At 75.1% G+C, this 26770-nt stretch carries 25 protein-coding genes; 16 read left to right on the top strand and 9 right to left on the bottom strand.

Annotated elements, in window-relative coordinates; genetic code table 11:
• The first annotated feature begins 87 nt into the window (after positions 1–87).
• Positions 88–285 (top strand): hypothetical protein, encoded by a 198-nt coding sequence (locus IE329_RS01975; protein ID WP_190208965.1) that lies wholly within the window; start codon positions 88–90, stop codon positions 283–285.
• Positions 286–398: 113 nt separating this feature from the next.
• Here the strand turns inward: IE329_RS01975 and ligA are convergent, their stop codons facing one another.
• Complete coding sequence (gene ligA / locus IE329_RS01970; RefSeq protein WP_373311041.1) at positions 399–2456, bottom strand: NAD-dependent DNA ligase LigA; 2058 nt, start codon at positions 2454–2456, stop codon at positions 399–401.
• Positions 2457–2570: 114 nt separating this feature from the next.
• Complete coding sequence (locus tag IE329_RS01965) at positions 2571–3122, bottom strand: hypothetical protein (RefSeq protein WP_190208963.1); 552 nt, start codon at positions 3120–3122, stop codon at positions 2571–2573.
• Positions 3123–3224: 102 nt separating this feature from the next.
• Here IE329_RS01965 and IE329_RS01960 point away from each other — a divergent pair, with 102 nt between their 5' ends.
• From IE329_RS01960 to IE329_RS01950, 3 genes are all read left to right on the top strand, one after another.
• On the top strand, positions 3225–4514 hold the full coding sequence (locus IE329_RS01960) for an MFS transporter (protein ID WP_190208962.1): 1290 nt from the start codon (positions 3225–3227) through the stop codon (positions 4512–4514).
• Between the two features lie 157 nt (positions 4515–4671).
• Positions 4672–5091: a cold-shock protein gene (locus IE329_RS01955; protein ID WP_190208961.1), complete on the top strand. Its 420-nt coding sequence runs from the start codon at positions 4672–4674 to the stop codon at positions 5089–5091.
• Between the two features lie 156 nt (positions 5092–5247).
• Positions 5248–6201 (top strand): oxygenase MpaB family protein, encoded by a 954-nt coding sequence (locus tag IE329_RS01950; RefSeq protein ID WP_373311039.1) that lies wholly within the window; start codon positions 5248–5250, stop codon positions 6199–6201.
• Positions 6202–6637: 436 nt separating this feature from the next.
• Here the strand turns inward: IE329_RS01950 and IE329_RS01945 are convergent, their stop codons facing one another.
• The gene (locus IE329_RS01945) at positions 6638–7534 is read right to left on the bottom strand and encodes a DUF4394 domain-containing protein (protein WP_229927090.1); all 897 of its coding nucleotides are present in this window, start codon (positions 7532–7534) and stop codon (positions 6638–6640) included.
• Between the two features lie 298 nt (positions 7535–7832).
• On the opposite strand from IE329_RS01945, the gene IE329_RS01940 reads away from it, so the two are divergent.
• The 3 genes from IE329_RS01940 (at position 7833) to IE329_RS01930 (ending at position 10512) form a co-directional block, all read left to right on the top strand.
• A complete protein-coding gene (locus tag IE329_RS01940) occupies positions 7833–8672 on the top strand; it encodes a siderophore-interacting protein (RefSeq protein WP_190208960.1) in 840 nt (279 codons plus the stop codon).
• Between the two features lie 399 nt (positions 8673–9071).
• Positions 9072–9725: a hypothetical protein gene (locus IE329_RS01935; RefSeq protein ID WP_190208959.1), complete on the top strand. Its 654-nt coding sequence runs from the start codon at positions 9072–9074 to the stop codon at positions 9723–9725.
• A gap of 142 nt (positions 9726–9867) precedes the next feature.
• On the top strand, positions 9868–10512 hold the full coding sequence (locus IE329_RS01930; protein WP_190208958.1) for a hypothetical protein: 645 nt from the start codon (positions 9868–9870) through the stop codon (positions 10510–10512).
• On the opposite strand, the gene IE329_RS01925 is transcribed toward IE329_RS01930, so the two are convergent.
• Both IE329_RS01925 and IE329_RS01920 read right to left on the bottom strand, forming a co-directional pair.
• The gene (locus IE329_RS01925; protein ID WP_190208957.1) at positions 10509–11297 is read right to left on the bottom strand and encodes a hypothetical protein; all 789 of its coding nucleotides are present in this window, start codon (positions 11295–11297) and stop codon (positions 10509–10511) included. The genes IE329_RS01930 and IE329_RS01925 overlap by 4 nt on opposite strands.
• A 251-nt stretch (positions 11298–11548) precedes the next feature.
• Entirely contained in the window at positions 11549–12451 is a 903-nt protein-coding gene (locus IE329_RS01920; RefSeq protein ID WP_190208956.1) for an aldo/keto reductase, read from the bottom strand.
• Positions 12452–12776: 325 nt separating this feature from the next.
• On the opposite strand from IE329_RS01920, the gene IE329_RS01915 reads away from it, so the two are divergent.
• Positions 12777–13505, top strand: coding sequence for a leucine-rich repeat domain-containing protein (locus IE329_RS01915; RefSeq protein ID WP_229927089.1), 729 nt, complete (start codon positions 12777–12779; stop codon positions 13503–13505).
• Positions 13506–13793: 288 nt separating this feature from the next.
• Complete coding sequence (locus tag IE329_RS01910) at positions 13794–14915, top strand: tellurite resistance TerB family protein (protein ID WP_190208955.1); 1122 nt, start codon at positions 13794–13796, stop codon at positions 14913–14915.
• 291 nt (positions 14916–15206) lie between these two features.
• Here the strand turns inward: IE329_RS01910 and IE329_RS01905 are convergent, their stop codons facing one another.
• Both IE329_RS01905 and IE329_RS01900 read right to left on the bottom strand, forming a co-directional pair.
• Entirely contained in the window at positions 15207–16799 is a 1593-nt protein-coding gene (locus IE329_RS01905) for an MFS transporter (protein ID WP_190208954.1), read from the bottom strand.
• A gap of 383 nt (positions 16800–17182) precedes the next feature.
• Positions 17183–17677 (bottom strand): peptidylprolyl isomerase, encoded by a 495-nt coding sequence (locus tag IE329_RS01900; RefSeq protein ID WP_190208953.1) that lies wholly within the window; start codon positions 17675–17677, stop codon positions 17183–17185.
• A 346-nt stretch (positions 17678–18023) separates the two neighbouring features.
• Between IE329_RS01900 and IE329_RS01895 the strand changes: the two genes are divergently transcribed.
• From IE329_RS01895 to IE329_RS01885, 3 genes are all read left to right on the top strand, one after another.
• Entirely contained in the window at positions 18024–19241 is a 1218-nt protein-coding gene (locus IE329_RS01895; RefSeq protein ID WP_229927088.1) for an FAD-dependent oxidoreductase, read from the top strand.
• Positions 19242–19613: 372 nt separating this feature from the next.
• Positions 19614–20783, top strand: a complete 1170-nt coding sequence (locus IE329_RS01890) for a hypothetical protein (protein WP_190208952.1) — start codon at positions 19614–19616, stop codon at positions 20781–20783.
• A 184-nt stretch (positions 20784–20967) separates the two neighbouring features.
• Positions 20968–21579, top strand: coding sequence for a dihydrofolate reductase family protein (locus IE329_RS01885; RefSeq protein WP_190208951.1), 612 nt, complete (start codon positions 20968–20970; stop codon positions 21577–21579).
• A 120-nt stretch (positions 21580–21699) separates the two neighbouring features.
• Here the strand turns inward: IE329_RS01885 and IE329_RS01880 are convergent, their stop codons facing one another.
• Positions 21700–21912: a hypothetical protein gene (locus tag IE329_RS01880; RefSeq protein ID WP_190208950.1), complete on the bottom strand. Its 213-nt coding sequence runs from the start codon at positions 21910–21912 to the stop codon at positions 21700–21702.
• Between the two features lie 256 nt (positions 21913–22168).
• Between IE329_RS01880 and IE329_RS01875 the strand changes: the two genes are divergently transcribed.
• From IE329_RS01875 to IE329_RS01860, 4 genes are all read left to right on the top strand, one after another.
• On the top strand, positions 22169–23566 hold the full coding sequence (locus IE329_RS01875) for a cytochrome P450 (RefSeq protein ID WP_190208949.1): 1398 nt from the start codon (positions 22169–22171) through the stop codon (positions 23564–23566).
• A complete protein-coding gene (locus tag IE329_RS01870; protein ID WP_190208948.1) occupies positions 23563–24336 on the top strand; it encodes an isocitrate lyase/PEP mutase family protein in 774 nt (257 codons plus the stop codon). Before IE329_RS01875 ends, IE329_RS01870 begins: the two co-directional genes overlap by 4 nt.
• A 105-nt stretch (positions 24337–24441) precedes the next feature.
• On the top strand, positions 24442–25380 hold the full coding sequence (locus IE329_RS01865) for a MerR family transcriptional regulator (RefSeq protein WP_190208947.1): 939 nt from the start codon (positions 24442–24444) through the stop codon (positions 25378–25380).
• 151 nt (positions 25381–25531) lie between these two features.
• Complete coding sequence (locus IE329_RS01860) at positions 25532–26224, top strand: aspartate/glutamate racemase family protein (RefSeq protein WP_190208946.1); 693 nt, start codon at positions 25532–25534, stop codon at positions 26222–26224.
• 196 nt (positions 26225–26420) lie between these two features.
• On the opposite strand, the gene IE329_RS01855 is transcribed toward IE329_RS01860, so the two are convergent.
• Positions 26421–26753, bottom strand: coding sequence for a CPCC family cysteine-rich protein (locus tag IE329_RS01855; RefSeq protein WP_229927087.1), 333 nt, complete (start codon positions 26751–26753; stop codon positions 26421–26423).
• Between the last annotated feature and the right edge of the window lie 17 nt (positions 26754–26770).

Here is a 26770-nt window from a genome sequence, read left to right as displayed (position 1 = left end):
GTCCGGCGACCGGCCGGGCCGCTCGGGCCGGACGTCCCGTTGCGCAGCACTCGAAACATGCGCAGCAACCGAGACAGGGGTGGGAACATGATCGCTCTGGTGCTGCTCGGCGCCCTGGCGCTGACCGTCGGCGGCTGTGTCTGCGTGGTGTGGGCGGATCGCGGCGGGCCCGGCTGGGTCCGGTCGGTGGCCAACGTGACCCTCGCCGCGGGCGCCCTGGTGCGCCGGTCCGCGAAGCGCCGGCGCCGGGGCCTGAACGGGTCGAGCGGCTCCTCCGGCGACTGAGGCCGCAGGTGACTGAGGCCGCGCCGGGGACGGCCGCCGCACCGGCCGGGACGGGCCGGCGATCGCGCGCCGACCGCCCCGGGCCGCCGCCCGGGGACGGGCGGGTGGCCCGCTCAGGCCAGGTGGTCGGCAACCAGGTCGGCGAACTCCTCCGGAGTGAGGATCCGGATGCCGAGCTGCTCGGCCTTGGCCCGCTTGGAGCCCGCCTTCTCGCCGGCGACCAGCAGGGTGGTGCGCGAGGACACCGAGGAGGAGGCCTTGCCGCCGGCCCGTTCGACCAGCTCGTTCATCTCGTTGCGGGACAGTGCGGCGAGGGCTCCCGTCATGCTGCCGGTGACCACCACGGCCTCCCCCGCCAGCGGACCGCCCGCGCCGCCGGCAGCGGCCTCCCCTGATCCGCCCGGCGCCGCGCCGGCCGGCGCGGTGGGCGCGGTGACGGCGGTGCCGACGCCGTGGGCGGCGAGCTTGTCCAGCACGGGAGCGAGTTCGGCCAGCTCCTCGACGATCACCTGCGCCTTCTCGGTGCCGATGCCGTCCACCTCGGCCAGTGCCTCGGCGTCGGCGGCGCGGATCGCCGCCATGCTCCCGAAGTGCGCGGCGATCCGCCGCGACATGGTCCGACCGGTGCCGCGCACCCCGAGCGCGCAGAACACCCGGTTCAGCGGTTGCGTCCGGGCGGTCCCGATCGCCGCCAGCAGGTTGTCCGCGCTGGTGTCGCCCATCCGCTCCAGGCCCAGCAGCTGCTCCCGCGTGAGCGCGAAGAGGTCGGCGACGTCCGCGACCAGGCCCGCGTCGACGAGCTGCACGGCCCGGGTGCCGCCCAGGCCCTCGACGTCCAGCTGGTCGCGCCCCACCGCGTAGCGGATCGAGGCCACCGCCTGGCAGCCCCGGCCGCGCACGCAGCGCCAGCGCTGCTGCGTCCGGTCGATGGCGTCACCGCAGCGCGGGCACACCTCGGGGAAGGCGATCGGCTGCTCGGCGCCGGTGCGCTCCTCCACCAGCGGCGCCTCCACCCTCGGGATGACGTCGCCCGCCCGGTAGATGAAGACCTGGTCACCGATCATCAGGTCGCGGCGGGTGATGTCCGCCGGGTTGTGCAGGGTGGCGTAGGTGACGGTGACCCCGTCGATCACCACCGGCTCCAGCACCGCGCGCGGCGCGACGATCCCCGTCCGCCCCACGTTCCACTCCACCTCCAGCAGTCGCGTCACCTTGTGCTGGGCGGCCAGCTTGCGGGCGACGGCCCAGCGCGGCGCGCGGGAGCCGGAGCCGGCCTGCTCCTGGTCGGCCGCCGCGTCGGCCTTCACCACCACCCCGTCGATCCCGAACGGCAGCACGGCCCGCAGGGCGGCGATCTCGTCGACCCGCTGCTGGACCTCCTCAAGCGTCGCGCAGCGCAGGGGTGCGGCCGGGGTGGCGGCGGCGGTGTTGGCGCCGAGGCCGGCGAGCCGGGCCAGCAGCTCGCTGTGGCCGAGGCCGGGCAGGCCGGTGGCGCTGTAGGCGAAGAAGGTGAGCTCGACCCGGTAGGGGCGGTCCTTGGCGCGCAGGGTGCCGGCGGCGCCCGAGCGGGGGTGGGCGAACGGCGGGGCGCCGTGGGCGGTACGGATCTCGTTCGCGGTCTCGAACTGGTCGGCGGTGAGCAGCACCTCGCCGCGCAGTTCGACGTCCAGTGCCTCGGTGAGGGTGGCGGGCAGGCCGAGGACGTCACCCGCGGCATGGGTGATGTCCTCGCCGGCCAGGCCGTCCCCGCGGGTCAGGATCCGGGTGAGCCGGCCGGCGCGGTAGCGGGCGGCCACGGCGAGGCCGTCGAGCTTGGGCTCCACGCACCAGCCGTCCACCGGCCGGCCCAGCCGGCGCTCCAGCCCCGCCGCCCAGGCGGCGAGCTCCTCGGCGGAGAAGACGTTGTCCAGCGAGAGCATCGGCACCGAGTGCGGGACGTCGCCCGCCACCGCGCCGCCGGCGACCTTGCCGGTCGGCGAGTCGGGCAGCACCTCGTCGGGGTTGGCGCCCTCGTAGGCCTCGATGGCGCGCACCAGCGCGTCGTACTCGTCGTCACCGAGCGGTGTCGAGCCGTCGGTGTAGTAGGCCGCGGCCGCCCGGACGGCGGTGGTGACGGCATCGGCGTACGCGGCGGGAGAGGCCAGAATGGCTGCGTCCTTCATGCGGATCATCATGGCGGGCGGCACTGACATCGGGCCCGGCGGCACACGGCCGGCGCCCGGGAGCACGCCTGCGGACCAGCGCCCGGCCCGGGAGCCCGGCGCGCGGAGGGCCGGGGACGCCGGTCAGCCCCGCGGTCCGGGGACGTTCCACTCCTCGCGACGTTCGATCAGTTCCAGCACCTGGACGGGCACCTCGCCCGCGAACCGCTGGATGCCGGCCCGGATCCCCTCCACCGGGAGCAGGCGTTCGCGGACGAGCTGGAACTCGTACCGCCGGCCCTCGCAGACCACATGGATCACCCGGCGCCGGGGCAACGGGGTGCCGGCCGGCTGCAGGAAGTTCCGCTGCCGCAGTTCGACGGTGCCGATCTCGATCCGCCGGACGGACGGCCAGTCCGCGCGAAACCCGGTCGCGGGTGCCCGGAACCCGGTCCGGTCCACCCGGATCTCGGGCCTCGCGGCGCTCGTCACGACGGCGAACACGGCCAGCCCGCCGCCCGCGAGGCACAGCAGGCAGAAGGCCCACAGGAACACCTGGGAGAGCAGGAATCCGTCGTGCCACGGCATTCTGAGCACCAGGATGCCGAGCACGACGGCGAAGGCACCGCCCGCGAGGGCCGGCCACTTCCCGTCCCTGTGGATCTCGTACCGCTCGGCCCCGCTCCCCGCTGCCACCGCCCCACCCCCTGGACCCAGGATTCCCCCGGCACGAGGCGCGCACACCAGGTGCCCCGACCACTCGGCGGAAGCCTCCGGGGGCGCTGCTAGCCTGACCGCATGATCGGGAACGACGTCGGGCACCGGAAGCCGGAGGTGCCGGCGCCGAGCGGTCCGCAGCGCGCCCTCATCGCCGCGAGCTTCGTCAGCCGGGTCGGCAACGGACTGTTCAACACCGCCGCGGTCCTCTACTTCACGCTGGTCGTCCACCTGCCCGCCGCGCAGGTCGGGGCCGGCCTGACGATCGCCGGGCTCACCGGTCTGCTGGCCGGGATCCCGGCCGGGAACCTGGCCGACCGGTACGGACCGCGCACGGTCTGGCTGACCTCCCTCGCGGCGCAGGCCGTGACGATGGCCGCTTTCGTCCTCATCCAGAGCTGGGTCACGTTCACCGTCGTCGCCACCCTGGACCGGCTGGCGGCCACGGCGAGCGGCGCCGCCGGCGGGGCGCTGATCGCCCGGGCCGGGGGCGAACGCCCGGCCGCCTTCCGGGCCAGGCTCCGCACCTTCGTCAATCTCGGCGTGGTCCTGGGCACCGTCGGCGCCGCCTTCGCCGTCTCGGCCGGCACCCGCCCGGCCTACACGGCGCTCATCCTGGCCAACGCCGCCAGCTTCGCCTGCGCCGCCCTGATCGGCCTGACCCGCGTCCCGGACTACCGGCCGCTGCCCAGGCCCGAGGAGCACCACCGCGGGACCGTCCTGTCCGACCGGCCGTTCCTGACCTTCGCCGCGCTCTACGGCGCCATGGGGCTGCAGTACCAGACCGTCTCGCTGCTGCTGCCGATCTGGCTGTCCGCCCGCACCGACGCGCCCCGCTGGACGGTGGCGGCGGTCTACGCGGTCAACAGCGGCGTGTGCGTGCTGCTCCAGAGCAGGATCGGCTCCCGGGTGGAGACGCCGCGCCAGGGCGGCCGGGCGTTCCGCCTCGCCGGACTGCTCTTCCTGGTGAGCTGCCCGTTGATGGCCCTGACCGCGGACGTCCCGTCCTGGACGGCACCGGCGCTCGCCGTCCTCGCCGTCTGTGTGCACAGCCTCGGCGAGGTGTGGGAGTCGTCGGCCGGCTTCGCACTCGGCTTCGGTCTCGCCCCCGACCACGCCCAGGGCCAGTACCAGGGCCTCTTCGGCGTCTGCTTCGACGCCGGACAGGCCCTGGCCCCGGTGATCCTCACGACCGCCGTGCTCGGGCTCGGCCACGCGGGCTGGCTGCTGCTCGGCGCGTTCTTCGCGGCCCTGGGGGCGGCGGGCCCGCCGGTGGCCGCCTGGGCCGAGCGCGCACGCAGCGCCGGCCGGGGCCGGGCCGGCGCCACCGACGGCCGGCCCGGGGAGGCCGCCGTGCCCGACCCGGCCTAGGTACTGCCCGGCCTCGGGCCCGGGCTCGGACTGGACTACTGTTCGGCGGAGGTTTTCGGGCACAGGGCCCGGGTGTCGGTTTCGGTGTCGGTTTTCGGTTTCGGTGCCAGTGCCGGTTTCGGTTTCGGTTTCGGTTTCGCTGTTGGTGGGGGTTCGTGTGGTTACCGGTCGTGTGGTGCGGTACGACAGTGCTCGGGGTTACGGGTTCATCGCCCCCGACCACGGCGGGGAGGACGTCTTCCTGCATGCGAACGACATGCTGATCCCGGAGGCCGCGGTGCGTTCGGGCCTGGCGGTCGAGTTCGAGATCGAGGACGGGGACCGCGGCCTCAAGGCCTCCTCGGTGCGCCTGCCCGCCGGGGCCGCCGCCCAGCCCGCGGCTCCGGCGGGGACCGCACCCGCGGTGGCCGGCGAGGACGACGACTCCCTGTGCGACGTGCTGACCGCGCAGGAGTTCCGGTACGAGGTCACCGAACTCCTGATGGAATGCGCGCCGACGCTGACCGGGGAGCAGATCCTCCAGGTGCGGCGCGGGCTGCTGCAGTTCGGGCGCAGGCACGGCTGGACCGAGGGCTGAGGCGGGGCGGGACGACGGGCCGGGCCGGGCCGGGACGGCAGGGCAGGGCCAGGGCGGGGCCGAAGGCGCGGGCCGGTGCCCCGCGGGCGGTCCTGCACGGGCCCCGGTGCGCGGACCGGCTCCCCTCGGCGGACCCACGGGCCTACAGTGGCAGGCGTGAGCGCGTACTCCCTCGCGATACCCGCCCTGGAGGCCGTCCGGCGACGGTTCGGGGCCGAGCTGTTCGCGCGGGTGGCCGGTCCGCAGGGTCCGGCCAACCGCAGCCGGATCCACGACACCCCCGGCCCCCGGTGGTTCGGCCCGGAACGCCCCGTCCGGGCCGTGCACGGTGACGCCGCCATGTTCATCGGCGGACTCAGCGCCCTGCTGCTGCAGTCCCTGCACCCGGTCGCGATGGCCGCCGTGGCCGGCCACTCGGGCTTCCGGGGCGACCCCTGGGGCCGGCTGCAGCGCACCAGCACCTTCCTCGCGGTGACCACCTTCGGCACCGCCGAGGACGCCCGGCGTGCCGTCGACCGCGTGCGGGCCGTCCACGAGCGGATCCGCGGCACGACGGCGGACGGGCAGCCGTACCACGCGGCCGATCCGCACCTGCTCGGCTGGGTGCACGCCGCCGAGGTCGACAGCTTCCTCCGGGCCCACCGCCGCTACGGCGCCCGGCCGCTGGACGACGCGGGGTACGACGGGTACGTCGCGGACGCCGCCCGGGTGGCCGCCGCGCTCGGCGTCGTCGACCCGCCCCGGGACCAACGTGAACTCGCCGTGCTGATCGACGCCTACCGGCCCGAACTGCGGGCCACCGACGAGGCCTTCGACACCGCGCGGTACCTGCTGCTGCGGCCGCCGCTGCCGCTGGCGGCCCGCCCCGCGTACACCGCGCTGGCAGCCGGCGCCGTGACCCTGCTGCCCGGCTGGGCCCGGGCCGAACTGCGGCTGCCCCGGCTGCCGCTGGTCGAGCGGACCGCGGTGCCGCTGCTCGGGCACGGCGTCACCCGGGCGATCCGCTGGGCGATGGCCGCTCCCGCGGAGCGCACGAAGGCCGGGCCCGGGGACGGCGGCGGGAGCCCCGTCGCGGGGGCGGCCGAGGCGGACCGACCGCCGCACGGATGACCGTACCCGGCGGGGCGGCGGTGACAGCGGCGGCCGGGGACGGCCGCGGTGACGGCCACGGCCGGGGACGGCGGGCCGGTTCACGGACGGTCGGTTCACGGGCGGCCGGTTCACGGCGGGCCGTCGGGGCCGGCTCGGCGGAGGCCGGGGCGCGACGGCGGAGCGGCGGGTGACCGGCACGGGCCCGGCGGGCCGTGGACGGATTCGTCCCGTCCGGCACCAATCCGGCGCGGGGGCCGTCTCGAAGTCAGGGTGCATCCGGCGGTGTTCTCAAGGCAGACGCCGGACGCGCCGGGCGGGGGCCGCTCGCGACACCGGAGACGGTGGGCGGCTCCCGTCCGTCGGCCTTTCCAGGCCGCGGGGGGGTACTCAGTACGCGGGCAAGGCCGGCTGCCGGCCGCCGCGCGAGTTCAGCGGAGCGTCAGGTCCCGCACCGTCAGTCCTGGGCGAGCGGCAGGGCCAGGTCGACCACCCGGGCGCCGGCCGGGAAGCTGCCGAGGGCGACGGCCCGGCCGGTCAGGACGTCCACCCGGTAGAGCCCACGCTGTCCGGCGGCCTCCAGGGCCGCGTAGCCGTGGTTGGTCCCCCGGCCGGGCGAGTAGTAGACGTCGAAGCCGGCGTCGGGTCCGGCGTCGACACCGAGCAGGCCGGTGGGGGCGAGCGTGCCGGCATTGGCCGGGGACTGCAGGTCGACCCGGTCGAGCGTGGTGTCGACGGCGAAGAGGGTGGTGGCGGTCGCGGCGTTCAGGTCGTTGTTGGTGTAACCGACCCCGGTCACCCCGAGCGCCGTGGTGCCGGTGGTGGCCGGGGGCACGGCGGGATTGGTCAGCGTGCCGTCGGTGGCGGTGGTGCCGGCGGCCGGTGCACCGGCCGGGTCGTCGATGTTGTGGCGCAGGTTCTGGCCGGTGTCGGAGACGATCCGCAGGCGGTTCGCGGCCGGGTTGAAGTCGACCCCGAAGTAGCTGCCCTGGAGTGCCACGGTCAGCTGCGAGACCTTGGTCGCGCAGCCGGTGCCGTCGTCCAGGGTGTAGATCCCGCCCTGGTCGCCGACCCCGTACAGCAGTCCGTTCTGCACCCGGTAGTCGATGCCGACCAGACGCTGGTCACCGGCCAGGCCGTCGACCGGGCCGATCACCCGGACCCGGTCGGGGTTCGAGACGGGGAACTCGACCAGCCGCTGGTCGTCGGTCAGGCCGACGGACCGCAGGCCCTCCCGGGCCAGGCCGTCGGTGGTGGTGACGGACCGGACCGGGGCCGTGCCGTGGGCGGGCGCCGCGGTAGCCGCGGCGGCGGCCAGGACCAGCACGGCGGCGGTCAGCAGTCTTCTGCGCACAGGAAACTCCTTGTTGCGAAAGGGAGATCGCGGGAGCGGAGTGCTCCGCGCGGCTCCCAGCAACCCACACCCCGGCGCGATGTGCGGCCGCGCAACCCCGGTGGCTCACCCGCCCGGCGCAACCCCGCCACGTACGGCGGTACGCACCGGCGGAGGCCGGCCGACGGCCTGTCAGCACGGTGGGCCCGGGAGCCGCCGGGTGACCGGAGGGGCGCGCGGCAACCGAGGACCCGTAGCAGGTGATCACCAGCAGGAGGTGTTACGTTGGCGAACTTACGTGCTATCGAGGGAGCGCACCATGGCAGAGCAACCGCCCCGCAGGATCCGCAAGCCGCACACGGCGGAGGTCGTGCGCACCGAGCGGATCACCCCGCACATGCAGCGAGTCGTGCTCGGCGGCGACGGGCTCGCCGCGTTCAGCGCGGACACCTGCACCGACCACTACGTGAAGCTGCTGTTCCCGGCCCCGGGGGTCAGCTACCCCGAGCCGTTCGACCTGGAGCGGATCCGCGCCGAGTTCCCCCGTGAGCAGTGGCCGGTGACGCGGACGTACACGGTGCGCTCCTGGGACCAGGAGCTGCGGCAGCTCGCGATCGACTTCGTCGTCCACGGCGACGAGGGCCTGGCCGGCCCGTGGGCGGCCCGCGCGCAGCCCGGCGACGTGGTGCGGTTCAACGGCCCCGGGGGCGGCTACACGCCGGACCCGGCCGCCGACTGGCACCTGCTGGCCGGTGACGAGAGCGCCCTGCCCGCGATCGCCGCCGCACTGGAGGCCCTGCCGGCCGGCGCGGTGGTCCGCGCCTTCGTGGAGGTGGCGGGCCCCGAGGAGGAGCAGAAGATCGCCACCGACGCCGAGGTGGTCTGGCTGCACCGCGGCGACCGGCCGTTCGGCGAGGCGCTGGTGGAGGCCGTCCGAGCGCTGGAGTTCCCGGCAGGCCGGGTGCACGCCTTCGTGCACGGCGAGGCGGGCTTCGTGAAGGAGCTGCGCCGGCAGCTGCGGGTCGAGCAGGGCATTCCGCGCGAGGACCTGTCGATCTCGGGCTACTGGCGGCTCGGCCACAACGAGGACGGCTGGCAGTCCTCCAAGCGCGAGTGGAACGCCCAGGTCGAGGCCGAGCAGGAGACTCCCACCGCCTGACCGGCGCCCCGCCGGCCCTGACTGCGGATTCCCGGCCGGACCGGCACCTGGCCCGCTGCCGCTGCCGGTCTTCGCCGCCGGGCCCGGTCCCGTGAGGGGCAGGGACCCCGGCTCCCCGGCCGCCGGAGAGTGATGTCTCGGCGGCCGGGTCTGAGCCTCGGCAGTGGCCACCCGGATGCGGTTCCGCCATCCGGACCGCGCCGCCTGCCTGCGCTCCGCCTGCCCCGCAACTCCCCTGCCAAACACCACCCTTGTCGTCCCGTGTCGGTACGGCGGGGCAGCGCCCGGCCGTTGACGGGCTCCGCGGGCCGCCGGACCGCACCCCTCGGGCCACGCACCCGAACCCCGCACCCCGTCCGGGCCTTGACCGTTCGCAACACCATGGTCACCCTTGGTGGCATGACGGAGGACTTCGACATCCGGGGTGGCGGGGCGCCCGGCGCCGTGGTCCGCTTCGTCCTGGCCCTCGGCGTACAGGTAGGACTGGTACTGGGCGGATCCTGGGCGCTCGTGACGGTCGACCGGCTGAGCGACGGGAACCCGGTGGTCCGGTTCGTGATCGCGGTGGCGTCCTGCGGCGCACTGATCGGGTCCGTCGCCTGGACCGCCCGCGACCTGGACCCGCCCACCGGGGTGGCCGCGCTCCTGTACCTCGCCGCGGCCGCCGTGCTGCTCGGCGGCGCGGCTTTCGGCGTGCTGACCTGGCTCTGGTCGGATCAACAGGTGCTCCACGACCGCGGGGTCACCGTACCCGGCGTGGTGGGCCGGCACTGGCAGTCGGGGGACGGGGCCGGCCTCGATCCGGGGCCGCTCTTCTACTACAACGTGGTCGGGCCCGACGGCGCACGCTGGAGCTTCAGGACCGAGACCGCCGGGCAGCGGCCGGACGTCGGCGAACCCGTCACCCTCACCGTCGACCCCGAGGACGAGGTCCGGCCGAGGCGAGGGCCCCGGCCGGAGGCACCGCCCTGGGGTGTCGCCACGGCCGCCCGGGACGCCGTGTTCGCCGGCGCCCTGGTGCTGGCGGTCGCCGCGGCCGCGCCCCGGCGCTGAGACGAGACCCGTCCGAAGGCAACGGCTTTCCACAGCCGTGCGACTGACGAATTGTCAGCTCCGCACGGATGCGCCGGTACCGGCACGGGCATCCTGCCCCCGGGGGCGGCCGGCGGCCGCGCGATCGCGCAAGGGGGCGGCGATGGACGGGTGGCAGGCGTTCGGCGTACTGGCGATACCGGTGCTGGCGGGCTGGTCGGTGCTGCGGGTGTGGCTCCGGAGCGGCGGACCGCGGCTCACCGACCGGCTGGCGGCCGGCTTCTGGTGCAGCGCCGGGCTCGCGGTCGGCTGGTCGACGGGGCCCGGCTGGCTGGTGCCCGTCTCCTGGGTGCTGATCGGCCTCACCCTGCTGACCCACCTGACCGGCCTGGTCGAACTCTTCGCCTCCCGCTACGTGGGGCCGGCCCGCGGGGTCGACCCCGAGGAGTTCCGGCTCCGGCTCCTGGCGGTCTGCCAGGAGGAGGCGACGCAGGGCCTGGTGATCGGGGTCGGGCCGGACGGCGGACTCGTGGTCTGGGGGCTGGAGGCGGCCGGGGTCGGGAGGGACCGCAACATCCTCACGTGGGGCTGCCCGTTCTGCTTCCTGGAGGACCTGGTGCGGGAGCTGGTCCCCGAGGCGGACGGCCCGGTCCAGGCCTACCGCGCCCTGCTGGCCCGCCAGGCCAATCAGCTCTTCGTCCTGCGACGCGGCGTCATCGACCTCCGGTGGCAGGCCGAACTCCGCCAGGTCCAGGGGCTCAAGAAGCCGTTCGCGAACCGCTGCGGCACGCACCGGCACGGGGGTTAGACCGCCGGGACCACGCCGGCCGGTCCGGCGGGCGGCTCGACCGGGAGGACGCGGTCGGGCCGGCCGGCGTCGACGGCGGCCCGGTGCGGGTAGAGGCGCCAGGTGTCGCCGTCCCGCCGCACCACCGGATCGGTCCAGCTCTCCGCGGCGGTCGGCACGAGAACCTGCGTGGTGGCCCGCTCGACGTCGTGGACGACCACCGAGAGGATCACGTGGCCGAGGTGGCCGAAGGTGAAGTCCTGCTCGGGATGGTCCTCCGGGCCCGCAGCATCGACCACGTAGAGGCGCTCGTCCACCCAGCGGCCGGACTCGTCCAGCCAGGCCCCCTCCGCCACCGGGACCCCGTCCACCCACAGGCTCACCCGGTCGCTGTCGGCCCGGTCCCGAAGGTGCACGGCCCGGTGCCGGTCGTCGGCGGTGAAGCGTACGGTGACTCCGAACTCCGTCCAGCAGTCCGTGAAGGCGTCGCAGGCGCCCGGCACCGGACCGCAGCGGCTCGGACGGGGCCCGGCGCCCGGCGGGCCCACCGGGTCGAGGGCGCAGGTCCAGGGCTCCCGGCAGGACCGGTCGATCCGGCGGGTGCAGCCGAGCCCGAGGGCCGCGCAGTCGCGCGGCGAGGCCCGCGACAGCAGCTCGGCGAGCCGCTCCCGGTACCGGGCGTCCCCGACCAGGCTGCGGATGTCGCCGCCCGCGTCCGTCCACCAGACGAGCAGGTCGACCCCGCCCGGCGAGCGCCGCAGCCACTCCTTCCAGTGCTCGCCCCGCTCCCCCCACCGACGGGGCACGGCCGCCGCCGAGGGGAGGGGCCCGGCCGAATCCTGGACGTGCTCGCGCGCGACCCGGGCCTGCCCGTACGCTGCCTTCCCACCCCGTCGCCATCGCATCGGCGCCCCCGGATCCCCCTCGACAACCGCCGCACCGGTGCCCGGCGGACGGACCGGACCGATCCTAGAACGGCCGCCCGCCGGCGCCCTGGCCGTTTTCCGTCCCTCGGCCACCTTCGCGCCGGGCGGTGCCGGCGAGCGGGGGGATGGGATCACGGCCCGTCAGCGACCGGCGCCCCGAGCAGCTCCATCTCCGCCGGGGTCAGCCGCAGGGCGGCCGCCGCGATGTTCTCGTCCAGGTGCGCCGGGTCGCTCGTCCCGGGGATCGCCAGCACGTGCGGCCCGCGGTGGAGGGTCCAGGCGAGCCGCACCTGGGCCGGCGTGGCGGCGTGGGCGCGGGCGACCGCCCGGACCCGGTCGTCCCGCTCCTGCCCGGCGGCCGCCTCGCGGCGCAGTCCGGCGACCGCGAAGAAGGGGACGAAGGCGATGCCGAGTTCACCGCAGAGGTCCACCAGGCCGCTGTCGTCGGCCCGGCGCCAGTCGAGTCCGTAGGGGTTCTGCACGCAGACCACCGGGGCGATCGCCCGGGCCTCCGCGACGTGCTCGGGCCCGACGTTGGAGAGGCCCAGGTGCCGGATCAGCCCCGCCTCACGCAGCTCGGCGAGCGCGCCGAAGTGCTCCGCGACGGAGGGCATGTCAGGACCGTTGCGGCGCAGGTTCACCACGTCGAGGTGGTCCCGGCCGAGCTGCCGCAGGTTCTCCTCCACCTGGCCGCGCAGCCGGCCCGGGCGTGCCATGGCGTGCCACTCGCCGGACGGATCGCGGCACGGCCCGACCTTGGTCACGACGACCACGTCGTCCTGCCCGGACGACAACGCGCGGTTGATCAGCTCGTTGGCCGAGCGCAGCGGGGAGAAGTAGAAGGAGGCCGTGTCGATGTGGTTGACGCCCTGGTCGACCGCCCGGCGCAGCAGGCGGACGGCGTGGTCGCGGTCGATCGGCGGGCCGTCCGAGTTCCCGGCCATGCCGTTGCCGGTCAGCCGCATCGCGCCGTAGCCGATCCGGTTGACCTCCTTGTCCCCGAGCTTCCATGTCCCCGCAGCCGCCGCGCTCACTCTGTCGTGTTTCCCTTCGCCTCGGCGGGCGGCCCTCCCGCCGTCCCGCCCGAACCTGGAGTATGGGGTGGCCGCGGGGCGTCCCGACAGGGGCGCAGGATGGGCGGATTGTCACATCCGGCTCGGGAACGATCAGTCACGGCCCCGCCGTTGGACCTGCTGAGAGACACGCGGTGAAGCAGCGGAGGGCCGTGTCGGCCCGGCCTGGTCGCCGCCGGCCCTCAGCAGGGTACGACCCATGGGACGCCCTGGTCGTTCGCCGACGGATGACCAACGAGGCCCATCGGCCACGCCCACCGGAATCCACGACCACCTGAGGGACGGCATGAACAGCAGCCCGCAGCCCCCGGCGACGACCGAGGGCCGCAGCGCCCACCAGGACCGCTGCGACTGCTTCGACCAGGTCCGGGCGACCAACCGACGACGGGTCGCGTTCCACACCGAGCAGCAGGACACGGCGGCCCCCGGCTGGCTGCGGCTGCTGGAACTGGTCGAGCAGGCGGCGGCCGACGGCCGTGAGGAGTTCCACCCGCTGCGGGACCTCTCCGCCGGGGAGCGCCGGCAGATCGTCACCCTGCCGCCGACGATCGCACGCCTGACCGCCGTCCGGGAGTTCGGCCTGTACGGCAGCAACCTCGTGCGCATCCCGCCGGAGATCGGGGCGATGACCTCGCTGGAGACCTTCGACCCGTACACCTCGTACCGGCTGCACTGGTTCCCCTACGAGCTGACCAGGTGCCCAGTCCTACGGCGGAGCACCGTCAGCACCCGGGCGCTGTACGGGAACGAGAAGATCCGGCCGCCCTTCCCGCCGCTCGACCCGAAGGCGGGCAGCGCCGGCGCCGGCGGACCCTGCAGCGTCTGCGACGGACCGGCCACCCGGCCGCGCCGGGTGTGGATCTCCCTCCGGGTGGCCACGGACGTCTTGCCGCTGCTGGTCAACGCCTGCTCGCCCGCCTGCGTCGCCGCACTGCCCACCCCGCCGGAGGGCTACGTCCGCGGCCCGCACTCCGGCGGCCCGGCCGTCCGGCAGCCCACGGCCGACTACTGGTGATCCTTGGCGTGCTCCTGCGGGTTCGCCGACGCTCGGCAGGGTGCCGTTCACGATGCCGAACGGACTCCGGGTTGCTTGCCGGACGGGGCAGTTGACCTTTGGTCCGGCGATCACGACGGAGATTGTCGCGATGGCCACGGCCGAGTGATGAGGCGCTAGGGTTGCAGCTTCAACGGGACGTCCATCGGCACATGCGCCGACTACCGGGTCACCGTGTCGAGACGTCAGCGGGGTTTGTCCGAACCCGGCGCGATGGCTGTACCGCTGAGCCGCTTGGGAGAACTCGCGATGACCGAAGCTCCGATTGACACTGTCGACGCCGGCAGCGACGACGATGCCGACCGGGAGGCCGTCGAACATGAGCAGTCCGAGATACGGGAGTTCATCAAGGGGCTGAGCGCGGACGACATCAGGTCGGGGAACTGGTTCACCAAGCTCAGCGCGCAGGCCCTCAGCTCCTACACCGACAAGGTCGACTGGCAGTACTTCCAGGAGCGGTACCGGGGCGTACCCGCGGATGCCGTCGTGGATCAGCGGATCAAGATGGCGGCCCGGTACGCCGCGCTCGAAGGTGGGCTCTCGGCCGGTGCCTACTCGGCGGCCGTCATCGCCACGCTCGGGAGCCTCGGCGGCTCCTCGCCCGCGACCGTCCCTGCCGCCGTAGCAACCATGATGGTCGATGTCGCGTTCATCACCCGGCTTCAACTGCGTCTGGCCCACGACGTCTCGGTCCTCTATCGCACCCCGCTCGACCTGTCCGACCCCGAGGACATGTGGAAGCTCATACGCGTGGCCTTCACCATCAAAAGCGGTGAGGTGGTCCGCGAAGGCGTGGTCAAGTTCGTGCCGGTCATGGTGCGGCCGGTGATCAAGCGGTTCTACTCCGGAGCGGTGCTCAGCGCCGCGAAGGGGCTCCCTTTCGTCGGGAAGTTCCTCCTGCAGCGCAACGTCATCAAGATCGGTATCCCCGTGGTCGGCGTTCCCCTCGCGGTGATGCTGAACCGCTACACGACGCTGCTCGCGGGGAGGCACGCACAGTCCGTCTTCCGCAACGAGGCGCGGGTGATCGAGATCGCCGAGGGTCTGAGCAGGCGGAGCAGGCACCCGGAGTTGATGCTGTGGGTCGCGTGGCTCGTCATGGCGGCGGACCACAAGAAGACCGACGACGAATCACTGCTGATCCGTCACCTGGTCAGGCTGGTCCGGGATCAGCATCAGGTGGTCGACGAACAGTTCGCCCGGCTGGTCGACATCGATCCCGCTGAGGTGTGGCGACGCCTGGACGCCGAGCCGGGGGATCTGAGCGATCTTCTCGATGCGGCCGAACGGGTGGCCACTGTGGACGGCCCCGTCAACAAGTCCGAGGGAGCCGTCATCGCCGAGCTTCGGGATCGGTACTGCCGGGTGTGACACCGTTGTCCGTCACGTCCGAACATGGCGAAGCTGTGACGCGTGGGTCGGGGCCGGCTGCCCGAGGGGCCGGCCGGCGACTCGGGCAGGTCCAGCCTCCCCCGGTTCGAAGGGGCCTGCTGCCTCCACTCGACGTGCAGGAGCGTGCCGTCCCGTTCACCCTTCGAGCTCGCCCACAGTCCGTCCGCACCGTTGCGCCTCGTCGAGGGCGATCGGCGGGGCGGCGGGCGCTGCCGCGCTGCGGCGGCCGTGGCCCCGCCCCGGCTCGTCACCGGAGCCCGGAGGGCCCGGTCAGGGCGCCTCGGTCGGGCTGACCTTCGCGGCGGCCTCGGCCGGCTCGGCCCGCCCGGCCTTGCCGGTCCGCCAGATCAGCGGGAGGGCGAGGGCCGCGACCACGGCGAGGAGGCCGGCAAGGCCCATGGCGCGGCCCGCGCCGATGGCCTCCACCTCCTGGAAGGCGGCGGTGATCGCGTCGCTGGTCGCCTGGTCCACGGAGGAGAGGATCTGATCGGCGAGTTTGGAGTCGGTCACGGCGTTGCCCAGTTGCTGGGCGTCCGCGTCGGACAGGCCGGCGGCCTTGGCCCGGTCGATCGCCTGGTTGGTCTCGACGGCCTGCTCGACGGCGACCGTCACGGCGACCCCGAAGGCCCCGCCCAGCATGCTGGTCACCTTGAACATCCCGGACGCCGTCCCGGCGAGTTCCTCCGGCGGCCCCGCCACCGCGGTGTCGGACAGCGGGATCGACATCAGCCCCAGGCCCGCGCCGAGCACCAGCAGCCCGGCGGCCAGGATCGCGTAGTTGTAGTGCCGGCCGATGATCGCGGCCACCAGCGTCCCGACGCCCAGCAGCAGCACGCCGGTCATCACCGGCAGCCGGGGGCCGCGCCGGGCGGAGACCCGGCCGCCGAACGGGTTGAACAGCAGGATGGTGACGGTCGAGGGCAGGAGCAGGAGGCCGGCCGCGACCGGGCCGTAGCCGCGTACCTCCTGGAGGTACAGGGTGAGCAGGAAGCTCACACCGGCGAACACGATGTTCATGACGGAGTTGGCCACCAGTGCGCCGCAGAACGGCCGGGACGAGAACAGCCGCAGGTCGATCAGCGGGTCCGACAGGCGCTTCTGGAGGTAGACGAACAGGGCGGCGAGCACCACCGAACCGACCAGCAGGCCGATGATCAGCGGGTCGGTGAAGCCCTCCTCCTGCCCGGCCGTGCAGCCGTAGAGCAGGCAGAACGCGGCGAGCGCGCTGGTCAGCAGGCCCGGGATGTCGATGTGCCGGGAGGCGTTCGGGTCGGTGGACTCCAGCGCGGCCCGGCGCACCAGCCAGAGCCCGACCAGGGCCAGCGGGGCGTTGATCCAGAAGGTGGAGCGCCAGCCGAGCAGGCCGGTGAGGACGCCGCCGACGGCGGGGCCGGCCGCCTGGCCGACCCAGGCGACGGCCATCCAGGCTCCGAAGGCCCTGGGCTGCTCCTCCGGCGGGAACATCGGCGGGATCAGCGCCAGCGTGGCGGGCAGGATCAGCGCCGCGCCGACACCCATCGCACCCCGGCCGACGATCATGCCGGTGACGCCCGGCACGAACGCCGTCGCCAGCGAGACGGCGCCCATCACGATCAGGCCGATCTCCAGCATCCGCTTGCGCCCGTACACGTCGCCCAGGCGGCCGGCGGCGAGCACCAGCGCCCCGGTGGAGAGGCTGAAGGCGTTGTTGGCCCACTGCAGGTCGGGCAGCGAGACGGACAGTTCGGTGGCGATCGTCGGGACGGCCACCCCGAAGTCGGCGAACGACAGCCAGACCATGCCGGCCGCGACGCACATCCCGGCCAGCGCCTTCCAGCGGTGTTCCGAGTAGCCGTGGTTCGGCACAGCGGTCGGACGGTCCATCAACCGGCTCCCCAGATCTGGCCGGCCTCTCGCCGGGGCGGACCTCCCCACTATCGGGGCGGGGCCGCCTCGTCGCCCGTCGACACCCTGAGGAACGGCCGCGACTCCACCGGACGGACCTGCGGCGACGGCGGTCCCGGGGTGTCGCCTCCGCCGTCGACCCCTGGCCGGACGCACGCACGGCAAGGGCGGCACGGAGGCGGTGGACCCCTGACACGGAGAGCCAGTTCGTACCGGAACGGCACCGGCCGGGCCGGGCCGGAACGAGGCAGGCCGGGCCGCCGCGGACACTGACGGTCCGCGATGGCCCGGCCGGTACGGTCGTGGTGCGGCGGGGTCGCCCTTCCGGGCCCGCCCGCACACCGCTCCGCCGGATCGCGGAACTACTCCACGATGCCCGAGGCGTCGATGACGATCTTCGCGCGGGTGTTGCCGGACTGGGAGCCGAGCGACTCGATCCGGGTCACCAGCTCCTGGCCCTCGACGACCTCGCCGAAGACGACGTGCTTGCCGTCGAGCCACGGGGTGAGGACCGTGGTGATGAAGAACTGCGAGCCGTTGGTGTTGCGCCCGGCGTTCGCCATGGACAGCAGGAACGGCTTGTTGTGCTTGAGGGTGAAGTTCTCGTCGGCGAACTTCTCGCCGTAGATGCTCTTGCCGCCCGTGCCGTCCCCACGGGTGAAGTCACCGCCCTGCAGCATGAACTCGGGGATGACGCGGTGGAAACCCGAACCGGCGTAGCCGAAACCGTGCTGGCCGGTGGCCAGCTCGCGGAAGTTCTGCGCGGTCTTGGGCACGACGTCGTCGAAGAGCTGGAAGACGATGCGCCCGGCGGCCTCGCCGTCGATGGTGATGTCGAAGTAAACGTTTTGAGACATGTCCTTATCCTGCACCATCCCACCGGCAGGCACCGCATCGTCCGCCCCGGAGGCACCGGGCGGCACCCGCCCCGCGCCCGCGCGAGGCCGTCCGGGAACCGCCCGGAACCGCCCGCCCACCGGCCGTCACCAGCCGTCCCCCGCCCCGTCGCGCAGCGGGACCGGGCCGGGGCGCCGGGGCGGGTTTCGGCCGGGCCGGAGCGTTCCGGGCGGGTCGGGAACGGCGGGCGGCTAGGGTCTCGACGGGAACACGCTCACGGCGGGACGGCCTTGGCGGGAGCGTCGGATGAGGCATCGTCAGACCCCGGCCGAGGCGGCCGGGATGGGACCTGAGGGAGGCGCCGGAGTGACGAAGATCATGGTCGTCGGCGGGGGCATCGGCGGCGCGGCGGCGGCCCTGGGACTGCACAGGGCCGGCTTCGACGTGACCGTCCACGAGGCGCACCCGGCCGGCGGGGCCGACGCCGGGGCGTTCCTGACCCTCGCCAGCAACGGTATGCGCGCACTCGCCCAGCTCGACGCCGCCGCGCCGGTGGGCGGGCTCGGCTTCCCGCTCAGCACGATGAGCGTGCTGGACGAGGGCGGCCGGGAGCTGGCCAGCGTTCCGCTCGGGGAGCACGACCACCCGCCCACCCGGTACCGCTGCCTGCGCCGCGCCGACCTCGGCGAGGCCCTGCGCGCCGAGGTCCGCCGGCGGGGGATCCCGCTGTTCCACGGGGCGCGGCTCACCGGCCTCACCGAGGGCCCCGGGGATGTCACCGTGCGCTTCGCCGACGGTGCCACGGCGCGCGCGGACCTGGTGGTGGGCGCCGACGGGCTGCACTCCGCGGTCCGCTCGCAGCTCGACCCGGACGGCGCCGGGCCGCAGTACGCGGGCCAGCGCGTCTTCTACGGGTACACGGAGGACGCCCCCGCCCCGGCGATCGGGCCCGCGGACCGGATCACCATGGTCCGCGGCAGCGGCGCCGCGTTCGGCTACGCCTGCTCACCGGACGGGGAGACCTACTGGTTCGCGCGGGTGCCGGGCCCGCCGGCCGGCGCCGAGGAGCTGGCCGGCACCGGGCCGGCCGGGTGGCGCGCGCAGCTGCTGGCACTGCTGAGGCCCGACCGCACCCCCGCCGCCGACATCGTCGCGGCGACCACCGACCGCCTGATGGTGACCAACGCCAGCCAGCTCCCGCCCGGCGGTCGCTGGCGCGGGCGGCGCAGCGTCCTGCTCGGTGACGCCGCGCACGCCGCCTCGCCGGCCACCGGCCAGGGCGCGTCGATGGCCCTGGAGGACGCCGTGGTGCTGGCGAAGGCACTGCGCGAGGCGGGCCAGGACAACCACCCGCCCGCCGGAGCCCTCGTCGCGGCCCTGGCGCGGTACGAGGCGCTGCGCCGGCCCCGGGCGGAGCTGAACACCGTGACGAGCGCCCGGCTCACCGCGAGCCGCACCGACGGGCGCCCGCCCGCCGGCGCCCCGCCGCGCGACTCCGAACGGCCCGCACCGGGCGTCGACGAGGACCTGCTGCGCCTGCTGGACTGGGACACCCCGCTGCCCACGGCCGGGCTGCCGGACTGAGCGCACCCACCGCACCACCCCGGCGGACCGGGTCCGGCCGGCACGGCACGGCGGCCCGCGCGGCGCCCACCGACCCGCCCCCGGCACGCTCCGTGACCGGACGGGACCGGCCGCCGCGCCGCCGCCCGCGCGCCTCCCGTGACGGACCGCGCGAGCGCACTGCGCCCCCTCGTGGCGACCGTGCCGCCTGCTCCGGCCGGACCTCCCAGGATCTCACCTCCCGGCCCCCGGTGTCCCGGGATCCGGTGCCGGTGGCCCGGTTGTCGGACCCGTCTCCTACGCTCTTCTCCTGCGGTCCCGGCTGCGTCCGGGCATCGGTTGGTCCCGGCCCCGTCAGCGGGGGCTGGTGCCGGGGTGGAGGGGAGTGCCGTGATGGACCGTTTTGATCTCCTGGTACCGGGCGAGGAGCCCGCCCGATCGGTGGTGCTGGCGCTGGGCGCCCGTGGGCATCAGGAAGTCGCCGTCCAGGAAGCCCGCCTGGTGTACCCGGACCAGGCCTCGGAGGCGGGCCGGCAGGTGGACGGCTGGTGGCACGTGATCTCCTTCGCCGACGACGAGGGCCTGGCCTCCGGGGGGCACTACGGCTGGGAGCGGGTGGCCGTCAACACGGTCGCCCGTACCTTCGGCGGCTACGGGGTCGGCTACGGCACCGGGTACCCGGAGGCGGGCGCCGTCCCGGTCGGGCCGTCCGCACTGGTCCGCGAGGTGGACCCGGCCACCGCACGGGAGTTGCGGCGGCAGATCGTCGCGCAGTTCCCGTCCCCCCAGGAGGACGCCGAACCGCAGCCGCCGCTGGCCGTCGCGGACACCGGCCGCTTCCTGCCGCCGCTGCAGAACTCGGTCTACGCGGCCGCCCGCGAGCTGCACGAACGCGGCGCGGCCGGCAGTGACGCGCTGGACGAGTGGCTGACCGCGCCGACACTGCCCGACGACGACCCCGACGTCCTCCTCGACCTGGCCCACAGCGTGATGTATGACGGGGCCTGCGACGCGGACAGCGCGCTGCACGTCCCGCTGCTGGCCGCCGTCGCGCTCCGGCCGGACGTCTCCTCGGCGTGCCGGGCCCGGCTGGTCACCCTGCTCACCGGGGCCGCGACCCTCGCCGACCGCCGGGCCGCCGCGGCCGCCGACCGGCTCGCGGCGCACGGTCTCGTCGCGGCCGAGACGCCGGACGAGGCGGCCCCGCGGCTCGCCGTGGAGGCGGTGGCACCCAGCCTGCTCGCGGCCTGGGCGGGCGGCGACGAGGCCCTGCGCTTCGCCCTCGCGGGGCTGGCCGCCGCCACTCGTGCCGCCGACTGCACCGACCGGATCCGCGCCCTGACCGGTGCCCGGCCGGACGGCCCGTGCCGGGACGCCCTGCTGTTGGCGGCCGCCCTGTCGCAGGACGCGGCCGCCGAGATCGACCACGCCGTCGCCCATGTCGTCCAGCGCGGACGTCTGCAGTCGCTCGACCTGCCCAGCCCGCTGGCGAGTCCGCGCGCGGCCGCGCTCGACCTGCTGCTGCCGCTGCTGGAGAGCGAGGCCGCGCGGCTGCCGGTGTGAGCCCGGGGGGCGAGGGTTTCGGCGCGAGCGCGGGGAGCACGGGCGGCCGGTACGGCGCCCCGCGGCGACGGCCACCCGGTCCGGGGTGGACACCCGGGGTGCCCGGCGCGGCGCGCAGCGGCTGCCCGGGGCGGGCCTGCGAGGCTGGACGGGCCCACCGGAGCGGACTGGACGGAGCAACCCCATGGCCGAGCTGACCCTCACGGCCTTCCTCACCCTGGACGGTGTCGTGCAGGCCCCCGGCGGTCGCACGGAGGACCGAGCCGGCGGCTTCGACTTCGGCGGCTGGCTCGTCCCGTTCGCCGACGAGGACCTGAACCGCTACCTGACGGAGGTCGTCGACCGCGCCGGCGCCTTCCTGCTCGGCCGTCGCACGTACGAGATCTTCGCGGGCTACTGGCCGCAGGTCACCGACCCGGCGGACCTGGTCGCCACCCGGCTCAACTCCCTTCCCAAGTACGTCGCGTCGGCCACCCTCGACCGCACCCACTGGGCCGGCAGCACGCTGCTCGGCGCGGACGTGCCGAGCGAGGTGGCACGACTCAAGGAGCAGCACTTCGGCGGCGAGATCCAGATCCACGGCAGCGGGGCGCTCGCGCAGTCGCTGATGGCCCTCGACCTGATCGACGAGTACCGCCTGCTCGTGCACCCCGTCGTCCTGGGCCGGGGCAAGCGGTTGTTCCCGGCCGGGGGCCCGCCCACGACGTTCCGCCTGGAGGACTCCCGCACCACCGGCAGCGGGGTCGCCGTCCACACCTACCGGCCGGCCGGACACCCCGTCTTCGGGAGCTTCTGACCGCTCCGGGGCAGGTCCTCGGGCGGCCCGGCAGGGTTCCCCTTGCCACCGCACGCCCGCGTGAGGGCCGGCGCGCGCACCGGCCGAACGGCGTGAGGGCCGGACCGAGCGCCGACCGGGCTACTCGCCGGCCAGCCGGCGGAAGTGCTCCTCGCGGATCTCCTCCCACGGCCGGCACTCCTCGGGCGCCGGCAGACCGTTGAGGGCGATGTCCTCCAGGAGGCCGGCGAGCGTCGCCGCCCGGTCGCGTTCCCTGGCCGCCAGGGCGCGCAGGGCGTCGGCCTCTTCCTCGCTGACCGGCTCGCGCACGGGCGGTGCGTCGTGAGTCGTCATCCTGCAGCTCCTTCGCGGCGCCCGGCCGGGACGCCGGTTGCCGGCGACGCCCGGCACAGCGCCGCCGTCCCTGCCCCGCCCCGGGGTGGCGGCCCGGAACGCCGTACGGCCCTGGCCGTCCGTCAAATGTAGCGGGAGGGCCGCCGCGACCGGGGGAACTCCGGGAGTTCGGGCCTGCTTCTCCGCCCTGCCGCCGACCTCGCGCTCCCGGACGGTTCGGCGCCGGCCGAAGCGAGCCGCTCCTAGGGTGGGGCGCATGACCACCGCAGCCCACGAGTTCACCCGGTACGCCGACATCGGGTCGGCGCTCGCCGACCCAGGGCTGGTCCCGCTGCCCGCCGAGCCGTCCCAATGGCGCCCGTCCATCTGGAGCCCACCCGGCGCGAGCGCGGCGGGCAGCGCGGGCAGCACCGGCAGCGCGGGCACCTCGGCAGGCGTGGCGGGTCACCCGGCCGGGGCCGGGGCCCGTCCCACGGCCGGAGCGATGGCCTGGCTGCGCGCCACCGCCGCCCGGTTCAGTGCGGGCGACACGCACGCCCGTCGCCGGGCCCTGGTCGAGGCGGACTGCGCGCGTCTCGACCCGGCGGCCCTGCGCCTGGCCGCCGCGGCCGGCACCGGGAGCGACACCCGGCACCGGGTGGTGGCCACCCTCGCCGCCGCACTGGGGATCGCGGAGCCCGAGACGGTCGCCCGGGCGGTCACCGTGGTGGCGGGCGCCTGGTTCGGCGGCCCCGACTCCGGTGCCGCCCCCGACGCTCCGACGGCGGCGGACACGGCGGTCGCCTGGCTGATGTCGCACCTTCTGCCCGGCCCGGCGGCCGTGTCGCCCGCCCAAGGACCCACCGGGCCGGCCGTCGCGGCGCCGCAGGAACCGCAGGGGCTGCAGGGGCTGCAGGGGCTGCAGGACAAAGCGCTGAACGGAGCGCCGGACGGGATGCCGGACGGACGGCCTCTCGGCGGGCGTCCTGCGACCACGACCGCCGGACCCGAACCGGACGGGGCACGGGACGGGGCACGGGACGGGGCACGGGACGAGGCCCTGCTGGAGGCCGCCGCCAACCGGATCGGGCTCCTCGTCCAGGCCTGCGACGCCACCGCAGGGCTCGTCGAGCACGCCCGCCGGGCCGCCGGCGGCGACGCCCGCCGGCACTCCGTCGAGGCCCTGCTGGCCGAGACACTGCGCCACGACCCGCCCGTCCGGACGATGCGCCGGATCGCCGTCCGGGCCACCCGGGTGGCCGGTGTGCACATCGCCGCGGGTGACCTGGTGGTGCTGGACATCGCCGCGGCCAACCGGGACCACGAGGTCTTCGCCGACCCGGACCGCTTCGACCCCGGCCGGTACGGCACCGGCGCCCGGCTCGACGGCCCGGGTCCGGCCGCGCCGACGGGCCGGCCGGCACGGCCCGTCGGCGAAGGACCGGGCGGCCCGGACGCATTGACCTTCGGCGCACCGCCCCGGCTCTGCCCGGGCCGCCGGCACGCCCTCGCCCTGGCCGCCGGTGTCCTGGAGGGCGAGGCCACGACGAGCGACACCCACTCCCCCGGGCCCGGCACACCGCTCCTCCCGCACTGTGCGCACAACCCCACCGACTCCCCCGACCCCCCCGACCCCACCGACCCCACCGACCCCACCGAGGGAAGGACGTCATGACCAGCTTCGCCGCACTCCACCGGCCCGGCTCCCCCTTGCTGCTCCCCAACGCCTGGGACCACGCCTCGGCGGCGATGCTCGCCGGGCAGGGATTCGCCGCGATCGGCACCACCAGCCTCGGCGTCGCCGCGGCCGCGGGCCTCCCGGACGGCACCGCCGCCACCCGGGAGGAGACCCTGCGGCTGGCCCGGCGGCTGGGCCGGGAGCCGTTCCTCGTCTCCGTCGACGTGGAGGCCGGATTCAGCGACGACCCGTCCGAGGTGGCCGAGTTGGCCGCCGAGCTGGCCGCCGCCGGGGTGGCCGGCATCAACCTGGAGGACGGCCGGGCGGACGGCTCGCTGGCCCCCGTCGCCCTGCACGCGGCGAAGATCACCGCCGTCAAGGCGGCCGCCCCCGGGCTCTTCGTCAACGCCCGCACCGACACGCACTGGCTCGGCGGCCACGAGCCGGAGACGACCGGCCGGCTCGACGCCTACCAGCAGGCCGGCGCCGACGGGGTGTTCGTCCCCGGGCTGTCCGACCCCGACGGCATCGCGGGCCTCGTCCGCCACCTCGGCATCCCGCTGAACGTCCTCCTCTCCCCCACCGGCCCGGCCTTCCCGCAGCTCGCCGACCTCGGGGTCGCCCGGGTCAGCCTCGGCTCCCTGCTCTACCGGCTGGCCCTCGGGGCCGCCACCGCCGCGGCCGTCGCCGTCCGGGCGGGCCGCCCGGCCGGCGGCCCGGACACCCCGGTACCGAGCTACGCCGAGGTGCAACGCCTCGTCCGCTGAGACCGGCCCGGGGGCCGCCGGACCGGTTCCCCGGGGCATCGGGTTTGCCCACCGGGCCAGGCATGGGCTTGAGTCTCCCGTAGGGGGAGACGCGAAGGTGAGGCCATGGACGGGGACACGCTCCACTCGATCGGTGATCTGGCCCGGCGGACCGGACTGACGGTCAAGGCCATCCGGTTCTACGCCGATTGCGGGATCGTGCCGCCCACCGACCGCAGCCCGGCCGGCTACCGCCGGTACGGCACCGAAGCCGTCGCCCGGCTGGAACTCGTACAGACGCTGCGCGGCCTCGGCCTGGACCTCCCGACGATCCGACGGGTCGTCGACCAGGAGCTCCCGCTCGCCGAGGTCGCCGCGGCGCAGGCCGAGGCCCTGGCGGCGCAGATCCGGCTGCTGCGCCGACGGCACGCGGTGCTGACGGCGGTGGCCAGGCGCGGCTCCACCCCGGAGGAGATGGACCTCATGCACCGATTCGCCACACTCGGCGAGGACGAACGCCGGCGCCTGGCCGGCGACTTCCTCGACGCCGTCTTCGGCGGCCTGCACGCCGACCCCCGGTTCGCCGGGATCGCCCGCTCGCTGACGCCCGAGCTGCCGGAGAACCCCACGGCCGAGCAGGTCGAGGCGTGGATCGAGCTGGCGGAACTCTGCCAGGACGCGGATTTCCGCGCCGCCGTCCGACGGCTGGCCGAGCGGTACCTGCGACCGGCCGCCGAAGGGTACCGCCCCGGCCCGCGCCGCGACCTGGTGGCGGCCGTCCGCGACCTGGCCGGCCCGGCACTGGCGGCGGGCATCGGTCCGGCCTCGGCCGAGGCCGGACCGGTCGTCGCGGCGCTGCTGGCCGAGTGCGCGGCCACGCTCGGCCGGCCCGTCGGCGAAGAGGTCCGGCGGCACCTGCTGGAACAACTGGAGACCGTGCAGGACCCCCGCTGGGAGCGGTACCTGCGGCTGCTCGCCGTGGTCAACGGCTGGCCGGCCCCGGAGAGCCTGGCCCCGGTGTTGGACTGGTCCCTCCGGGCGCTGCGGAGCCCGGCGGCGGGGTAGCCGGGCCGTGTGCCCCGGCAGCGTCGGGACAGCCGGGCCGTGCGTCCGGCGGCGGCGGGACAGCCGGGCCGTGTGCCCCGCTGCCGGCGGCCCGGTCCGCGATGGGAAGCCCACCCGTCGGGAGCGGCCCGGCCTGTGCCAAGGTGGCCCGATGAAGACCATCGGGTTGCTGGGCGGGATGAGCTGGGAATCGACCGCGGAGTACTACCGTCTGCTGAACGTCCTGACGCGGGAGCGCCTCGGCGGGCTGCACTCGGCCAAGTGCGTGCTCCACTCCGTGGACTTCGCCGAGATCGAGGCGCTCCAGAGCGCCGGTCGGTGGGAACGGGCGGGTGAGGTGCTCGCCGAGGCCGCCAGGTCGCTGGAGGCGGCCGGCGCCGATCTGCTGCTGATCTGCACCAACACCATGCACAAGGTGGCGGGCCAGGTCGCTGCGGCCGTCTCCGTGCCGTTGCTGCACCTGGCGGACACCACGGCGGCGGCGGTGCTCGCCGCCGGCCTGGGCAAGGTCGGGCTGCTGGGCACCGCCTTCACGATGGAGCAGGACTTCTACCGGGACCGGCTCGCCGGCCACGGCCTGGAGGTGATCGTCCCCGATCCCGCCGGCCGGGCCGAGGTGCACCGGGTCATCTACCAGGAACTGTGCCTGGGCATCGTCCGGGAGGAGTCCCGGGACGCCTACCGGGCCGTGATCGCCGACCTGGTCGCGGCGGGCGCCGAGGGCATCGTGCTGGGCTGCACCGAGATCGAGCTGCTGATCGGCCCCGAGCACAGCCCCGTCCCGGTGTTCGCCACCACCAGCCTGCACGCCCGCGCCGCCGTGGACGCCGCACTCGCGGACTGACCGACGGCGGGGCGCCGGGTGCCCGTGACCGGCCCTGGGTACGGAACCGCCCTGCTCGGGAGCCTCGGAGGGGCGCCCTGAGCGCGGGCGGATGCCCGGCCGGCGGCGAGCACTCGCCCCGCGTCGTGGCGGGGTGCCGGTGGCACCTCCCGGGACCGGGCGGCCGGTCCCGGCGGATCCGATCGGCCCGCCGCCCCTAGAACCACCGGTACTCCGGGTCCTTGTACTTCCGTTCCTCGGGGAAGGGCGCGCGCACGTACCTGACCCACCGGGGTGCGCAGGCGCCGATCGTCGCGTGGTTGCGCTGCGCCTCGGTCAGGCTCAGCATCCCGTTCGGACCGCCGCGGACCTCGTCCTGATCATGCTCGTCCTGCCCGTCGTCCTCCCAGTAGCAGACGAGGCAGGTCTCGTTCGCACCGCGGGTCTCCAGGGTCAGGTAGCCGCAGCACGGACACGCGTAAGGGCCGTTCTCGGCCCCGAGCACGATGTTGAACCGCTCCGGGGCGGCGCCCTTGTCGTCGTTGGTCACGCTGTCACAGATAGCAG

It is taken from the genome of Kitasatospora indigofera (assembly GCF_014655955.1).
Lineage (GTDB): Bacteria > Actinomycetota > Actinomycetes > Streptomycetales > Streptomycetaceae > Kitasatospora > Kitasatospora indigofera.
This window is presented reverse-complemented; position numbering and strand designations above follow the sequence as displayed.

Bases quoted from the DNA above. Each gene is read 5' to 3' on its own strand.
- IE329_RS01935 (WP_190208959.1), top strand. From the start codon at position 9,072: ATGACGGAGGACTTCGACATCCGGGGTGGCGGGGCGCCCGGCGCCGTG.
- IE329_RS01900 (WP_190208953.1), bottom strand. From the start codon at position 17,677: ATGTCTCAAAACGTTTACTTCGACATCACCATCGACGGCGAGGCCGCC.
- IE329_RS01865 (WP_190208947.1), top strand. From the start codon at position 24,442: ATGGACGGGGACACGCTCCACTCGATCGGTGATCTGGCCCGGCGGACC.
- IE329_RS01885 (WP_190208951.1), top strand. From the start codon at position 20,968: ATGGCCGAGCTGACCCTCACGGCCTTCCTCACCCTGGACGGTGTCGTG.
- IE329_RS01860 (WP_190208946.1), top strand. From the start codon at position 25,532: ATGAAGACCATCGGGTTGCTGGGCGGGATGAGCTGGGAATCGACCGCG.
- IE329_RS01960 (WP_190208962.1), top strand. From the start codon at position 3,225: ATGATCGGGAACGACGTCGGGCACCGGAAGCCGGAGGTGCCGGCGCCG.
- IE329_RS01910 (WP_190208955.1), top strand. From the start codon at position 13,794: ATGACCGAAGCTCCGATTGACACTGTCGACGCCGGCAGCGACGACGAT.
- IE329_RS01940 (WP_190208960.1), top strand. From the start codon at position 7,833: ATGGCAGAGCAACCGCCCCGCAGGATCCGCAAGCCGCACACGGCGGAG.
- IE329_RS01875 (WP_190208949.1), top strand. From the start codon at position 22,169: ATGACCACCGCAGCCCACGAGTTCACCCGGTACGCCGACATCGGGTCG.
- IE329_RS01880 (WP_190208950.1), bottom strand. From the start codon at position 21,912: ATGACGACTCACGACGCACCGCCCGTGCGCGAGCCGGTCAGCGAGGAA.
- IE329_RS01905 (WP_190208954.1), bottom strand. From the start codon at position 16,799: ATGGACCGTCCGACCGCTGTGCCGAACCACGGCTACTCGGAACACCGC.
- IE329_RS01975 (WP_190208965.1), top strand. From the start codon at position 88: ATGATCGCTCTGGTGCTGCTCGGCGCCCTGGCGCTGACCGTCGGCGGC.
- IE329_RS01915 (WP_229927089.1), top strand. From the start codon at position 12,777: ATGAACAGCAGCCCGCAGCCCCCGGCGACGACCGAGGGCCGCAGCGCC.
- ligA (WP_373311041.1), bottom strand. From the start codon at position 2,456: ATGATCCGCATGAAGGACGCAGCCATTCTGGCCTCTCCCGCCGCGTAC.
- IE329_RS01930 (WP_190208958.1), top strand. From the start codon at position 9,868: ATGGACGGGTGGCAGGCGTTCGGCGTACTGGCGATACCGGTGCTGGCG.
- IE329_RS01890 (WP_190208952.1), top strand. From the start codon at position 19,614: ATGGACCGTTTTGATCTCCTGGTACCGGGCGAGGAGCCCGCCCGATCG.
- IE329_RS01870 (WP_190208948.1), top strand. From the start codon at position 23,563: ATGACCAGCTTCGCCGCACTCCACCGGCCCGGCTCCCCCTTGCTGCTC.